Source organism: Kitasatospora sp. NPDC048662 (genome assembly GCF_055587065.1).
This window is the reverse complement of record NZ_JBVJHA010000009.1, coordinates 200832-214882: the sequence shown is the minus strand read 5'-3', so window position 1 is coordinate 214882 and position 14051 is coordinate 200832. Positions and strand designations below refer to the sequence as shown.

The 14051-nt window shown below is 72.3% G+C and carries 14 protein-coding genes; 8 read left to right on the top strand and 6 right to left on the bottom strand.

Annotated features, from left to right (window positions below):
* Nucleotides 1-618: 618 nt before the first annotated feature.
* The 3 genes from ACZ6R9_RS24335 to ACZ6R9_RS24325 form a co-directional block, all read right to left on the bottom strand.
* Complete coding sequence (locus tag ACZ6R9_RS24335; protein ID WP_380478595.1) at nt 619-1320, bottom strand: glycerophosphodiester phosphodiesterase; 702 nt, start codon at nt 1318-1320, stop codon at nt 619-621.
* A 197-nt stretch (nt 1321-1517) separates the two neighbouring features.
* A complete protein-coding gene (locus ACZ6R9_RS24330; RefSeq protein WP_380478597.1) occupies nt 1518-1931 on the bottom strand; it encodes a TOBE domain-containing protein in 414 nt (137 codons plus the stop codon).
* 333 nt (nt 1932-2264) lie between these two features.
* A complete protein-coding gene (locus ACZ6R9_RS24325; protein ID WP_465540311.1) occupies nt 2265-3608 on the bottom strand; it encodes an ROK family transcriptional regulator in 1344 nt (447 codons plus the stop codon).
* An 83-nt stretch (nt 3609-3691) separates the two neighbouring features.
* On the opposite strand from ACZ6R9_RS24325, the gene ACZ6R9_RS24320 reads away from it, so the two are divergent.
* Entirely contained in the window at nt 3692-4885 is a 1194-nt protein-coding gene (locus tag ACZ6R9_RS24320) for an MFS transporter (protein ID WP_465540309.1), read from the top strand.
* A 237-nt stretch (nt 4886-5122) separates the two neighbouring features.
* On the opposite strand, the gene ACZ6R9_RS24315 is transcribed toward ACZ6R9_RS24320, so the two are convergent.
* On the bottom strand, nt 5123-5767 hold the full coding sequence (locus tag ACZ6R9_RS24315) for a class I SAM-dependent methyltransferase (protein ID WP_465540307.1): 645 nt from the start codon (nt 5765-5767) through the stop codon (nt 5123-5125).
* Between the two features lie 180 nt (nt 5768-5947).
* On the opposite strand from ACZ6R9_RS24315, the gene ACZ6R9_RS24310 reads away from it, so the two are divergent.
* Together ACZ6R9_RS24310 and ACZ6R9_RS24305 are read left to right on the top strand one after the other, a co-directional pair.
* A complete protein-coding gene (locus tag ACZ6R9_RS24310; RefSeq protein ID WP_465540306.1) occupies nt 5948-6850 on the top strand; it encodes a deoxyribonuclease IV in 903 nt (300 codons plus the stop codon).
* Between the two features lie 130 nt (nt 6851-6980).
* Nucleotides 6981-7775, top strand: coding sequence for a TVP38/TMEM64 family protein (locus ACZ6R9_RS24305; RefSeq protein WP_465540304.1), 795 nt, complete (start codon nt 6981-6983; stop codon nt 7773-7775).
* Nucleotides 7776-7901: 126 nt separating this feature from the next.
* Here the strand turns inward: ACZ6R9_RS24305 and ACZ6R9_RS24300 are convergent, their stop codons facing one another.
* Nucleotides 7902-8258: a YrdB family protein gene (locus ACZ6R9_RS24300; RefSeq protein WP_465540302.1), complete on the bottom strand. Its 357-nt coding sequence runs from the start codon at nt 8256-8258 to the stop codon at nt 7902-7904.
* Nucleotides 8259-8479: 221 nt separating this feature from the next.
* Here ACZ6R9_RS24300 and ACZ6R9_RS24295 point away from each other — a divergent pair, with 221 nt between their 5' ends.
* The 5 genes from ACZ6R9_RS24295 (at nt 8480) to ACZ6R9_RS24275 (ending at nt 13466) form a co-directional block, all read left to right on the top strand.
* Nucleotides 8480-9016 carry a DinB family protein gene (locus tag ACZ6R9_RS24295; protein ID WP_380478611.1) on the top strand — a complete coding sequence of 179 codons (537 nt, stop codon included), beginning with the start codon at nt 8480-8482 and terminating at the stop codon, nt 9014-9016.
* A gap of 452 nt (nt 9017-9468) precedes the next feature.
* Nucleotides 9469-9864, top strand: coding sequence for a cell division protein SepF (locus ACZ6R9_RS24290; RefSeq protein WP_380478613.1), 396 nt, complete (start codon nt 9469-9471; stop codon nt 9862-9864).
* 242 nt (nt 9865-10106) lie between these two features.
* On the top strand, nt 10107-10661 hold the full coding sequence (locus tag ACZ6R9_RS24285; RefSeq protein ID WP_380478615.1) for a TetR/AcrR family transcriptional regulator: 555 nt from the start codon (nt 10107-10109) through the stop codon (nt 10659-10661).
* A complete protein-coding gene (locus ACZ6R9_RS24280) occupies nt 10658-12307 on the top strand; it encodes an MFS transporter (protein WP_465540300.1) in 1650 nt (549 codons plus the stop codon). Before ACZ6R9_RS24285 ends, ACZ6R9_RS24280 begins: the two co-directional genes overlap by 4 nt.
* A 454-nt stretch (nt 12308-12761) precedes the next feature.
* Nucleotides 12762-13466, top strand: a complete 705-nt coding sequence (locus ACZ6R9_RS24275; protein WP_380478619.1) for a hypothetical protein — start codon at nt 12762-12764, stop codon at nt 13464-13466.
* An 80-nt stretch (nt 13467-13546) separates the two neighbouring features.
* Here ACZ6R9_RS24275 and ACZ6R9_RS24270 read toward each other — a convergent pair whose 3' ends face one another.
* Nucleotides 13547-13831 (bottom strand): hypothetical protein, encoded by a 285-nt coding sequence (locus ACZ6R9_RS24270; RefSeq protein WP_465540298.1) that lies wholly within the window; start codon nt 13829-13831, stop codon nt 13547-13549.
* Nucleotides 13832-14051: the final 220 nt, after the last annotated feature.

The window sequence follows — 14051 nt, the reverse complement described above, 5'->3', positions numbered from 1 at the left end:
GCCGCCCACGCGCCGCCGTGATCGTGTCATTGCAGCACATATCAGCCGTCACAGCAGGTAGTCGCCTGTGGAGCGGCGCGCCGCCGCTCGCGCTGCCGGCGAACGGGCCATCAACTTGTCCGGGCGACCCGTCTCCGGCCCGGAGCCCTATCACCCACCACACCCTCGCACTCCCCAACACGCTGCCGGATCGGCAGGCAGATCGGACACACCGTGACCTCACTTGCCATCACTGTCTGCACCACCACCCTCACCCTCCTCGCCAGGGCGGCCGCCCGGGTCTCTGACGTCGCACGAAAGAAGGCACGCTGGCGCCTCCCCCGACCGCTCGCTCGCGAGCCCGACAGCAGCGGGATGTCACGAGGCTCACCGAGCCCGGAGACTCGGCCCACGGCGGGCACCGCACGCAGAACACCGCCGCTGCCCGCACACCGACTCCGGCGTCAGAGCGAGGCCCGGCACCTTACTGTCGAGCCCGCGATCGGCTTCAGCATGGCGAAGGTCGACCAGGGCCACGCCGGCGGTACCGACGCCGACGTCGAATCGATGCAGCGCGGCGACAGCACAGCGGCCGCCCCGGGCCGGGCCCGGCCGATGGCGTGGCCCGAGCGCGGTGGCTCAGCGGGCGTGCTGGTCGATCGTCCGGCGCAGCAGGGCCACCCGGTTGGAGGTCAGCGAGTCGACGCCGAGGTCGAGCATTCGTCGCATCGTCCTGCGCAGGTCGACGGTCCAGGTGGCGAGGGCGAGGCCGGCGTCGTGCACGGTCGCCACCAGTCGCTCGTCGACCAGTCCGAAGGGCGGATTGAGGTAGCTGGGGCGCAGTTCGTCCAGCAGCCGCTGCTTGGGCAGTTGAGGTCGGTTCCAGGTCAGCGAGATCTCCGCCTGGGGTGCGAGCTCCCGGACGGCGAGCATCGCGGCGACGGGTCCGCAGAATGCGACGCGGTCGGTCAGGCCGAGATCGCTGACGGTCCGCCAGGTCGCGGCGGCCGGCTGGGCGTCATCGAGATCGATCAGCAACTGTCGGCCGTCGGTCTGCGCGACGATCGGGAGTACCTCGGCGAGGGCGGGGATCCGCAGACCGGGTGTGGCCAGTTCCGCGAGCTGTTCGGAGGTCACGCGGTTGATCGGGCGCGGGTCGTTCCAGAACCGTTCCAGGGTCCGGTCGTGGAGCAGGACCGGAACACCGTCCTTGGTGAGTTGGACGTCGACCTCCACGGCGTCCGCTCCCGCCGCGAGGGCGGCGCTGACCGCCGGCAGGGTGTTCTCGCGGTGCTGGTACGGGTCACCACGGTGGGCAACGGCGCGCACGCGGCTCTTCAACGGGGTCGTCCTCTCGCACGGTCGGGTGGCTCACACCACGGGCCGCCTCGCCAGCGGTGGGCCGCAGAACTCCGCATCCTAGGCCGCGCCCGTTCGACGCTGTGCAGGTACCTCCGATACCTGGCGGCGGGCATCGCGCCGGGCCGACCCGGGAAGCCGCTGCACCAGCGGCATCGGTTCACCGGCCGGGCAGCGGGTCAGCGGCGCTCGACGACAACGTTGGTCGACTTGATGACGGCGGTGGCGGGTGCGCCGGGCACCAGGCCGAGTTCCTCTGCGGAGTCGCGGCTGATCAGCGAGACCACTCGGAACGGCCCGGCCTGGATCTCCACCTGTGCGGCCACGTCACCCAGCACTACTGCGGTCACAATCCCCGGGAATCGGTTCCTGGCTGAGGACCGGCCTTCCGCCTCACTGTTCTCGGGGCGCGCCAACTCACGGGCGAAGGCGGCGAGTTCGGCCCCGGCAATGATGCGGTGCCCGTGCTCGTCGCGGGTCGCCGGCAGTCGCCCCGCGTCCACCCACCGCCGCATGGTGTCGGCGCTCACCCCGAGCATCGAGGCCGCCTCGCCGATGCGGTACGGGTGGACAGGCAGGTCGGGGATGGCCATGGATGCAGCTCCTGGGCGGCTCGCGAAAGGAGGGACAGACTCCGTCATCCTGCCGTACCGGCAAGCAGCCCGGTACGCACCCCACCTCCGGCATTCCTCGAACCGCCGTCCGGGCGCACGCGGCCGGGCCTCCGGATGCGCCCCGGCCTCGACCGCGCCGCACCTCCCGGCGACCACGCCCATGCAGCAATCAGCGACTGCTCCACCTCTCCAGTCCCGCCAAGGCCTTGCTCACCCCCGGCCCACTACCCATACGGGGACTGCCCGCCCCAGCAACCCGCCAGCGGGACAGAACGCCGGCACCCAGTCCGCGTATTGGCCACGGCTGGAGCTTCACTCGCCTCCGAACAGCTCGCGCCGTACCGCGTCCCCGGCGGTCAGCACCGCGCCGGCGAGCACGGCGCCGCCACCGGCCGTGCCGGCGCGGACCTCGGTGGCGAGTGGGGAGAGCCGAGCGAGATGGCGCTGGACTCGGGCAGCCAGTTCGGGGCCGCCTGCCTGGCCGATCTCACCGCCCAGCACCACACAGCCCGGGTCGAGCACCACGCAGATCGAGGAGGCTCCGACGGCAATGCGTCCGGCCAGTTCCTCCAGGAAGTCGTCGGCCCCTCCGCGGACAGCAAGTCGCACGACGGCTTCGGCCCCGGGCTCCGACCCGTCGGGCTCGGCCTCCAGGCCGTGGCGGGCACCGAGTTCGCAGATCGCGGCGCTCGAGACCAGCGAGTGGAAGCCACCGTCGCATCGGGTGGCGTCCGGCAGGCCTCCGGTTCCGGGGATGGGCAGGAACCCGATCTCGCCGGTGCCGCCGGAGGCTCCGCGCCGCAGCCGGCCGTCCAGGACCACCGATGCGCCGACGCCGTGGCCGAGCCAGATCAGGGCGAAGTCCTTCCGGTCCTGGGCGGCGCCGATCCGGTGCTCGGCGATCCCGGCCAGGTTCACCTCGTTCTCGAGGATCACCTCGGTCCCGCGGCGTGCTCGCAGGGCGGCAAGCAGCTTGGCGTGCCACTCGGGCAGCTTCCCGGAGTTGTTGAGCGCGCCGCTCACCGGGTCCACCAGACCGGGCGCGCCGACCGCGACGGTGTGCAGTTCCTTGGCGCCGGCTGCGGCGGCGGTCGCGAGCAATGCTTCGACGGTCCGCTCGACGAGCAGATCGCCGTCCCCCGCCACTCCTTCTGCGGGCACGGCCGCTCCCGCCCCGGTCGGCATCGACGCACCGTCACCGCCTCCGACTGCCCCTGCCACGTCTGCCGCCCCGTCGGCGAACGTCAACGGCCGCCCCAGCCCCCCGGCCTCGCTCGGCACCGGCGTCGGCGCTGGCGTCGATGCCGGCGGCGCCGCGATGGTGGCCGTGCCGAGGGTGCGTCCGGTCAGGTCGGCGACCACCAGGCTGACGCCGGTGGCGCGGATGTCGATCCCGGCAAGGTGCGCACGATCGGCGACCAGCCCGTACAGCCGGGCGTTGGGGCCGCGACGGAGTGCGGCGCTCTCGCCGGCCTGGGCGACCAATCCGCTGCGCTGGAGGCGTTCGAGCAGGTCGGCGACGGTGGGCCGGGAGAGCCCGGTCAGCGTTCGCAGGTCGGATGCGGTGAGCGGGCCCCGTTCGAGCAGCAGGTCGAGGGCGAGCCGGTCGTTGATGGCCCGGGCGGTGCTCGGCGTCGCAGTGCGAGCGGTCGTCATGAGCCTGCATCCTTCCAGAGGTTTCTATCAGGCAGGGTCCCTGATAGTTTATTCAATCCGACCGACCCAAGGGGGAGCCCGGCATGGGCGAAACTCTCAAGGATGTCCGGCGCGCAAGGCTGAGCGTGGCGCTGGTGTTCGCCGTCCACGGTGCCGTCACCGGCACCTTCGTCACCCGCATCCCCTGGATCAAGGACCAGCTGGACTTGAGTCCCGGTCAGCTCGGTCTCGCGCTGGTGTTCCCGGCGGTCGGTGCCTCGCTCGCGATGCCGCTGGCCGGAAGCATCGTCCACCGCTTCGGCGCCCGGGCCGCGTTGCAGGGTCTGCTGTCGCTGTGGTGCCTCTCGCTGGCGCTGCCCGCGCTCTCGCCGCACTTGGTGGTCCTCTGCCTCTCGCTGTTCCTCTATGGCGCGACGTCCGGCATGTCGGACGTGGCGATGAACGCCCAGGGCGTCGAGGTCGAAAAGCGGCTCGGCCGGTCGATCATGTCGGGTCTGCACGGGATGTGGAGCCTGGGCGGCCTGGTCGCCTCCGGCTTCGGCGTGCTGGCGGCGCATCGACAGGTGGACGCCCGGATCCAGTACGCGGTGACCGCACTGGTTCTGGTCCTGCTCGCACAGGTGGTGTCGCGCGGCGTGCTGGACGTCCGGCCGACCGCCGACGAGGAGGCACCGCCCCGCTTCGCACTGCCACCGAAGGAGGCGCTGGTCATCGGCCTGGTCGGCTTCTGCGCGGTCTTCGCCGAGGGCGCGTCGATGGACTGGAGCGGCGTCTACCTGCGTGACATCACCGGCGCCTCCGCATCGATTGCCGCCGCCTGCTTCACGGCCTTCGCCGCCACCATGGCCGCAGCCCGCCTGGCGGGCGATGCGGTGATCCGACGCCTCGGCCCGGTGCGCACCGTACAGGTCAGTGGCGTGGTCGCCGGCGTCGGCGGTCTGCTGGTGGTCCTTGCCCACAGTCCGTACCTGGCGATACCGGGGTTCGCGCTGATCGGCATAGGCATCGCCGTAGTGGTTCCGCTCGCGTTCGCCGCCGCCGGACGGGCCGGCAGCAACCCGAGCCAGTCCATCGCCGGCGTCGCCACCATCACGTACACCTCCGGTCTGGTCGCCCCGGCCGTGGTGGGCGGCATCGCCCAGGCGAGTTCGCTGACGGTCTCGTTCCTCGTCGTCACGCTGCTGGCGGCCGCCCTGATTCCGTCCGCCGCGGCCATGCGCCAGCGCACGTCGGCGGACCCCACGGCCGCGTCCGGCTCCCTGGAACCCACGCGCTGAGGCTGTCCCCCGACCGAACCGGCGGCCGAACCGGCCACTGACCCGCCGGGTGAGGGGTGCGGGGTGACCACCCCGCACCCCTCACCGCGCCGGCGCGTCCCCGGCCCGGGCCGGCGCCCGTATCAGAATCGACCGGCGTACCGCGCGCCACAGACCCCACCCACACACAGCACGCACCCGCGGGCCCTACATGGCCGGCCCCACGCACCCAGCCCCCCACGCGCCCAGCGCCGCGTCTCAATCCGTCCGACGATGCGTGACCCGCCAGAGCCGGCGCGGCAGATCGCCCTCCTCGAACGGTTCGACCTCTGCCGGGCCCCAGCCCTCCGCGAGGCGGTCCACCAGTTCCCGCGAGAAGAAGTGCACCGCGAAACCGCCGTGCTCCCAGATGTCGTCGCCGTGGTCGATCCCGGCCCCGTAGTGCGCATCGCCGGTGTGCCGCACGGTGTACACGAGTGCACCTCCGGGCCGCAGCACCCGCCGTACCTCCCGGGCCAGGGCCTCCAACTCGGTTGTGGAGAGCGCCATGCAGAACAGCATGTGCGCGTACACCGTGTCGACCGACCCGTCCGGCAGCTGCAGCGGCCGGCGGACGTCCTGCACCAGGGTGGTCACCGTCAGACCGTCGGCTTCGGCCCGTGCGGTGAGCTGGCCGAGGGCGACGGGGCTGAAGTCGGCTGCGGTGACGGTGAAGCCCTGGCGGGCGAAGAACAGCGCGTCACGTCCATGGCCGGCGCCGAGTTCCAGTACGGCTCCCCCGGGCGGGGATACCGTGGCGGCGTACTCCGCCGACTCCGACGGCCGGTCCCCGTACATGCCGGGGTGCGCGGAGTACGTACGCTCCCAGTGCTCGCGCTGCGCCCGCGGCAGTGACTTGTCCATCTGCTTTCTCGCCTCTCCGTCCCGTGGCCGCCCGTCAACCACCCGGCCAACTCTGCCCGACCTGATCCAGCCGGCCACCCCGCCCGGCCGGCTCCCCCGAGTTGCCGACCGCCGTAGCGAAATGGCCGCTGCCGACCCCGGTGACCTGCCGGTCCATCCTGCCGTGGGATGCTCATGGTCATGCATTCCGGCCCGCGAAACCCGATCGGCGCCCATGTTCCCGTTGCCGGAAAGGGTCTGGCGGGGACGGGGCTGGCCTACGCCGCCAAGGTCGGCGCGGAGGCGGTGCAGGTGTTCGTCGCCAACCCGCGCGGGTGGGCCACTCCGGCCGGGAATCCCGCGCACGACCTGGCGTTCCGGACGGCCTGCGCGGAGCAGGGCATCCCGGCGTATGTCCACGCGCCCTACCTGATCAACTTCGGCTCCGGTTCGGCGGCGACCCGCGAACGTTCGGCCGAGTCGCTGACGCACTCGCTGCACCGCTCGGCGGCGATCGGCGCGCTCGGCGCGGTGGTTCACACGGGTTCGGCACTGTGCGGCACCCGGGAGGAGGCGTTGGCCCAGGTTCGCTCGCAGCTCCTGCCGATCCTGGACGGCCTCGACCGGTACGGGGACGAAGCCCCTTGGCTGCTGCTGGAGCCGACGGCCGGCCAGGGCAGCTCGCTGTGTGCCCGGATGGAGGACCTCGCCGCCTACCTGGACGCGCTCGACCACCACCCGCTGGTCGGCGTCTGCCTGGACACCTGCCACGCCTTCGCCGCCGGTCACGACCTGGCCGCCCCGGGTGGGGTCGACGAGCTCTTCGACGCCCTGCATCAGGCCGTCGGCCTGGACCGGCTCCGGCTGATCCACGCCAACGACTCGCAGGATGTGGCCGGTGCCCGCAAGGACCGCCACGAGAACATCGGTGCCGGTCACATCGGCGCCCCCGCGTTCCGGGCTCTGCTGGCGCACCCGGCCACCGCAGGCGTCCCGCTGATCATCGAGACCCCGGACGGCCGCCACGACCCCGAGCGCGTCGAAGGTGTCCGGCACGCCGCCGACATCGCCCTGCTGAAGCAGCTACGCCTCCCGGCCGTCTGAACCCGCACCCGCCGGGTCCCGCCACCGACCACGCCGGCAGCACCGCCCGCCCCGAAGCACCGCGCACCGCAAACCGCACACCCGCAGCCCCTCGCCGAACGCCGGCCACAGCGCCGGTTAAGCTCCCCGGGTGCCCGCCCTGCAGCCGACATCCGGCCCCACCGCGCCACTCCCCGCCGACGCCGACGCCGGCACCACCAGCACCACCGCGAGCGCCGGTGCCGGCGCCATCCCGGACGCCCACTCCCGCGCCCACGCCCACGCACCGGACGTGCCAGCACCGCACCCGCGCCCGCACCGCCACGCGCTGCTGCGCCTCGGCCTGCTCGTGGCCGTCCTCGCCGCTGCGGCGGCCTCGCTGCTGCTCTGGGATCCGACGGCGGTACTCGCGGCGGCGACCGGTCCGTGGCGAATGCCGATCGCGTTGGCGGCCTACGCCTTCGGCACGGTGGCGTTCCTGCCTCGCCCGGCGCTGAACGCGGGGATGGGGTTGCTGTTCGGGTCGCTGTGGGGCGTACCGCTGGCGGTCGCCGGGTCGGCGATCGGCGCGATCGCGGCGTTCGCGCTCGGCCGGTCACTCGGCCGGGAGGCGCTGCGGCCACTGGTACGTGGAAAGGTGCTGACCGAGATCGACCGCAGGCTGTCCGAACAGGGCTTCCGCAGCGTGCTGTTGGTGCGGCTGTTCCCAGGGGCGCCGTTCCAGGCCGGCAACTTCGCGTGCGCGTTCTCGGGGGTCCGATTCTGGCCGTACCTGGCGGCAACGGTGCTCGGCGTGGTCCCGACCACGGCCGCGTACGTCATCGCGGGGGCCAGCGCCAGCTCTCCCGGGTCCCCGGCGTTCCTGATCTCGGCGTCGGTGATCGCGGCGATGTGCGTGTTCAGCGCCGTCTCGCTCTGGCGGGCCCGCCCCCGCCGCGCCACCTGACCGCCCGGCACCGCGCGCCAACGCCGACACCACGGTCCAAAGCCGCCCCGAATCGCACCAGCGCCTGTTCACCCGTCGACATCTCGACGCCGCACCGGAGAACGAGTGCGGCGCCGGCCGCCCTGCCTACCGCTCGATCTCCGGCGACCATTCGCCGACCAACCGCAGCCACACCGTATTGACGACCATCAGCGCACCGAGCCACAGCGCCCAACCCGCGTGGCCGGTGACGGCCAGCAGGGCGACCGAGCCGCCCCAGATCAGCAGTTGCACGCCGTACCAGGCGGCCACCGAGTCACGTACGGGCCGTCGCGGCGCCGCGTAGCGTCCCCACAGCACGGCCGCAACCACCGGCAGGGCCAGCGCGATCAGCACCCGCACCACCACAGGGCCACCGCTCCACAGGCCGTAGCCACCCACCGCCAACGCGACCAGTGAGGCCAGCTCCAGCAGCAGACGCAACGTCAGCTGGACCCCCGTCATCACCTTGCGCACCCTGACACCCCACCCGAGTCAATCAGCAATGAAGATCCGATCATCGCACCGCCCGCCACCACCACACCGACCCAGCACCGCCCGCCACCACCACACCCACACACCACCGCCCGCCACGCCCCAGCACCGCCCGCCACCACCCAGAACCGCCCCGCCCACCACCGGAAAACGGCTCGCCCCCATCGCCGCCCCGCCCCCACCATGACGGCATGACGAACAACAGCAGCGCCGCCCCTACCACCACCCGCACCGACCCGGCCTTCGCCTCCGACGAGGTGACCATGCTCACCTCCTGGCTGGACTTCCACCGCGCCACGCTCGCCCTCAAGTGCGAGGGACTGACACCGGACCAGCTCCGCAAACGGTCCTGTCCGCCGTCGTCGATGTCCTTGCTGGGGCTGGTCCGGCACATGGCGGAGGTGGAACGCCACTGGTTCCGGCTGTACCTGAACGGTGAGGATCTCGGGCCGACCAGCCGCTACTGGTCGGAGGAGTTCCCGGACGGCGACTTCGACCTGGTCGACACCGCGGATCCGGTGGCCGACACCGCCGCCTGGCAGGAGGACATCGCCTACGCCCGCACCGCGGTCGAGGGCGTTCCGTTGGACACGGTGGCCAAGCGTCCCTGGCGTGGCAACGTGGTGACGCTCCGTTGGATTCTTGTCCACCTGGTCGAGGAGTACGCCCGGCACAACGGTCACGCCGACCTGATCCGCGAGCGGATCGACGGCGCGACCGGCGAGTGACCGCACAAGCCCCGCCGACCCACCGAGCCCGGGCCATCCGCCGACCCGACTCAGCCGCACCGAAACCACGGCACACACCCGAAGCCGCGACACTTGCGACACATGCGACACACACGGCAGACACGACACACGGGGACAGAACCGAGAATCCGCAGCCGAAGTGAACCCCATTGAGTGGCGCTGTTACACGATCGTTGACACTCAGTCAACTGTCCTCCGGCTGCCACCGATAGTGTCGTCGGGCGCAACCGTTCACCGGCCGTTGGCGTCGTTACGAATATCCGGGTAAGCACGGATATTCGCCCACGCCACAACCCGTCGGGTGGGCGCGTGCGGGCACTTCTGCGGTGATCAGTGCGATACTCGGACAGTTCCAACAAGTGGATGACGTGTCAAAACGACTCGTCATCCCCCGGGGGACGAGTACGGAACGAGACAGGGAGGCGCGGCTAATGGGAGCACTTCGCGACGAGCACCACAACGGGTGGCTGATGCCCTCCGGCAGCTACCCGGCCGCGATGTACGAGGAATCGTGGGACGGCGAGGAAACGCTGCCGGGCGGGCAGATCGGGCCGTCCAAGATCGTCTCGCTCCGGCCCACCGGGTTCGAGGCCGCCCGCACCGTCGGCGAGCACATCCGCGCCGCCACACCGGTGGTCATGGACCTCACCGAGATGGACGATGCCGAGGCCAAGCGGATGGTCGACTTCGCCTCCGGCCTGATCTTCGGCACCCGCGGCGGCATCGAGCGGATCGCCCGCCGGGTGTTCCTGCTCACGCCGGCGGACGTCGAGGTGATGGTCATCGACCGCCCGCTCGACGAATCCGGCTTCTACAACCAGAGCTGACATCGCCGGGCCGGCATCCCGCCCGGCCCACGCCCAGCGGCCCACGCCCAGCGGCACAGCCCCACAGCACACCCCTCGAAGACCCCGCGCCCCGCGCGGGGTCTTTCGCGTACGCCCCAGCCCCACCCGCACCCCCACCCGCGCCCCCACCCGCACCCCCACCCGCGCTCCCTGCACTCCGCACCCGAGACCCGCGACTCCAAAGTGAGACACCAATGTCTCATCTGCGCTATGCTGCTCTCATGGCAACCGACCGCGACTCCGTCCTCGAGGCCGCCGTCGGCGTCCTCTCCCGCCGCCCGACGGCCCATCTCGACGAGATCGCCCGCGCCGCCGGCATCAGCCGCGCCACCCTGCACCGGATCTTCCCGGGCCGGGAGGCCCTGATCCGCGAGGTGGGCGCCCTCGGCCTGCGCCGGTTCTCCGCCGCGCTGGACACCGCACGGGTGGAGGAGGGAAGCGCCGAGGCGGCGCTGCGTCGGCTGGTGGATGCGGTGGTGCCGGATGCCGCGCTGTGCGCCTTCCTGGCCGGCGAGAACCAGCTGTACGACGATCCCGGGATCAACGACCTCTGGGAGCTCCAGGACGCCCGGGTCCGCGCGCTGTTCCTGCGCGGGCAGCGGGAAGGAACGTTCCGGATCGAACTCTCGGCCGGCTGGCTCAGCGAGGCGTTCTTCGATCTGGTGGCCGGCATCGGCTGGGCCGTCCAGGAAGGCCGGCTCGCCCCTCGCGAAAGCGCATTCTCGCTCGCCGAGCTGTTCCTCGGCGGCGCTCTACAGAGACCTGATACCCCATGAGTTCCCCCATAGCCGCCCAGCCCGTAAAGGCCCAGCCCGCCCACGACCGGCCCGTCCACGGCCGGCCCGCCCAATCCGGCAGGTCGGGCGGCCACCGCTGGGCCGGTCTCGGCGTCCTCGTGCTCGCCGTCACCCTGGTGGCGGTGGACGCGACGGTGCTCTCCCTCGCCATCCCGTCGATCACCGAGACCCTCCGCCCGTCCGGCACCCAGTTGCTGTGGATCGGTGACATCTACTCGTTCGTGCTGGCCGGCCTGCTGGTGTCGATGGGCGCGCTCAGCGACCGGCTGGGCCGCAAGCGGGTGCTGCTCGTCGGGTCGGCCGCGTTCGGCCTGGCCTCGCTGCTGGCGGCGTACGCGCCGGGGCCGGGCTGGCTGATCCTGGCCCGGGCGCTGCTCGGCGTGGCGGGGGCGACGATCATGCCGTCCACGCTGTCGCTGATCCGCTCGCTGTTCCCGGACGCCCGGGAGCGGGCGACCGCGATCGGCATCTGGGGTGCGGGCGCGACGGCGGGTGCGGCGCTGGGGCCGCTGGTGGGCGGGGTGCTGCTGGAGCACTTCTGGTGGGGGTCGGTGTTCCTGCTGAACCTGCCGGTGATGGTGCTGCTGCTGGTGTTCGGCGCCTGGTTGCTGCCGGAGTCCCGCGATCCGCGCCCGGGCCGCTGGGACATGCTGAGCGTGCTGCTGTCGATGGCGGGTGTGATCGGCGCGGTGTACGGGATCAAGGAGTTCGCCGCGCACGGCCTGTCCACCTGGACCACCCCGGCGGCCTTCGTGCTCGGTGCGGCGGCACTGGCGCTGTTCGTACGGCGTCAGCTCCGCCTGGAGACCCCGCTGCTGGAGGTGCGGCTGTTCCGTGCCCCGCGGTTCACGGCGGCGGTGGTGTCCTCGCTGATCAGCCTGATCGGGCTGTCCGGTGTGATCTTCTTCATGTCGCAGTACCTCCAGTTGGTGCGCGGGTACTCGCCGCTCTCGGCGGGTGTCGCCGAAATGCCGGCCTTCGTCGGCTCGGTGGTGGGCGGTCTGCTGACGGCCCGGCTGGCGCGGCGCGCGGGTGCGCGTCGGGTGCTGACGGTCAGCCTGCTGGTGATGGGGCTGGGCATAGCGGTGCTGGGCATGGTCCGGGTCGACAGCACGTATCTGCTGCTCGGCTCGTCCTTCCTGGCGCTGGGTACCGCCGAGGGGGTGGTGTACACCCTCTCCTCGGACCTGGTGCTGGGTGCCGCCCCGGCCGACAAGGCGGGCGCCGCCTCGGCGGTGTCGGAGACGGCGTACGAACTGGGCGCGGCGCTCGGCATCGCCCTGGTCGGCTCGATCGTGACGGCGCTGTACGCGGGGTCGCTCACCGTCCCGGCGCACACGGACCCGGCTGTGGCCGACCAGGCCGGCCAGTCGCTCGGTGGTGCGGTGGAGGCGGCCTCGACGCTGCCGGGCGACCTCGCGGGCCCGCTGCTGACCAGCGCCAACAACGCGTTCGTCCATGGCATCAACATCGCCGCGTGGGTCTCGGCCGTCCTGCTCCTGGCCGCCGCCGCCCTCGCCCGCCACCTCCTCCGCCCCCGCACCCGCACCCGCACCCACCCCACTCCGGCCGAAGCCTCCTCGACCCCCCACGAGCCGACCCACCACGAGCCGGCCCACCACTGAGACGGGCCGACGCGTCAACACGCCGCGTCAACAACACCCGTCAAGGCTGCTCCCGCAGGGGGCACCGGCGCATGGCCGGTGAGACGTCATGGACGCGCCGCCCGTTCAGCCAGGCGGGCCGGCTCCAGATCCACCCCGACCAACGCGCTCCAACTCGGCACGCGCCGTACGATCCGCTGCTCCCCCACCGCCGCCGGCCTCCCCACCGCGCTCATTCGCCCACCAGCCGCCAGCCACCAGCCACCAGTATCTCCCCATCCCGGCCGCCGATCTGACGGACCGTCGGGCTCCCCCCAATGGCGCAGCGCCGCTGGCCTGGGGGGTTGCCGGGCTCCGACGATGGGGACGGAGAGCGGAGCGCTGGTTCCGCATGTCCGGGCGCGGGCCGACGGCTCGCCGGATCGACCGCGGCGCGAAGTGGCCGGCGCGGTTCTGAGCGAAAGGGTGCAGCGCGATGCGAGACGCGGACCAGAACAGTTCCGGCCAAGGGCCAACGCCCCGCCAGCCGCTGGTGCGCCAGGGCCGGGTCGGCCCGCCGGTCCGGCCGGAGCAGCCCGGACGGGGGCGGGCCCTGCGCGGCGCGCGGCTGGTGCTCGCGCTGGGCGCGGGCGCGGCCGGGATCGCGGTGATGGCGTCCTGTGGCGGCAGCTCGGGCGAGGACCCGGTGCAGGCGGCGATGTCGACGTTCACGGTGGGGACGGAGCGGTTCTCGGGCGAGCCGCCGTCCCCGCTCGGCTCGCTGCACTCCTCGGCGCTGGCCTCGGTGTCGGCGGCGCAGGCGTCGGCCTCGCAGCGGGCGGCGGAGTTCGAGGCGTCGGCCAACGCGCAACTGGCGGCGGGCCGGGCGAAGGCGACCCAGGTGTTGTCGACCGTCTCGGGCTCGGGCAACGCGCTGGGCGATGTGACGCTGACCGGGATTCCGACCCAGGTCACCGGCGATCTGACGGCGGCGAAGGTGACGGTCACCAACAGCACCCAGGAGACCCGCTCGTACGCGATCCAGGTGGACTTCACCGACAGCAACGGGCAGAGCGTGGACTCCTCGGTGGTGGGTGTGGAGAACCTCGCGCCGGGTGCGACCGCGAACCCGGTGGCGTTCTCCACCAAGGGTGCGGGCACCACGCTGAGCCCGGTGGTGGTGAAGGCCCAGCGCTACTGAATCCCGCTGAGTGCCCCTCGACGCACTGTGCCCGCCGCTCGATCACGGTCGAGCGGCGGGCACAGTGCGTCGAGGGGCACTCAGTTGACCGACCGAAAGATGACGTCGTCGTAGTCCCAGGCGGGGTCCTCGGTGTCCGGCCAGCTCGGGGTCTCCGCTTCGGTCTCGGGGCCGACGGTGGCACTCTGCCGGGCGGCGAGTTCCTCGTCGAGCCGGTACTCCTCGCTGCGTTGCCGCTCGGTGCGGTAGTGGTCGGCGGAGTGCGGTTCGGCGGGGAACAGTTCGGTCCGGCCGGCGCCGGTGGGGCGCAGGTCGTCGGGGGCGGGGTCGGTGTGTTCGGTGATTCGTCCTCTGTGCAGGGTCATGGGTCCATAGTGGTTCCGGCCGGTCGAGGGGGGCCCGGTACCCGGCCGTAGTGCCCCCCGATCGGGTGTACGGGTGGTGCCGTCCTTCCGGCCACCCGGTCGGCGGGCGTGGGCAACTCGTGCGACCGAACCCGGCTGGCCGTGGACGGGACGCGACCTTAGCTTCGAGGCGGCGGGCGCGCGCCAACGCCGTCCGCGACCGCAACCCTCTGGAAACCGG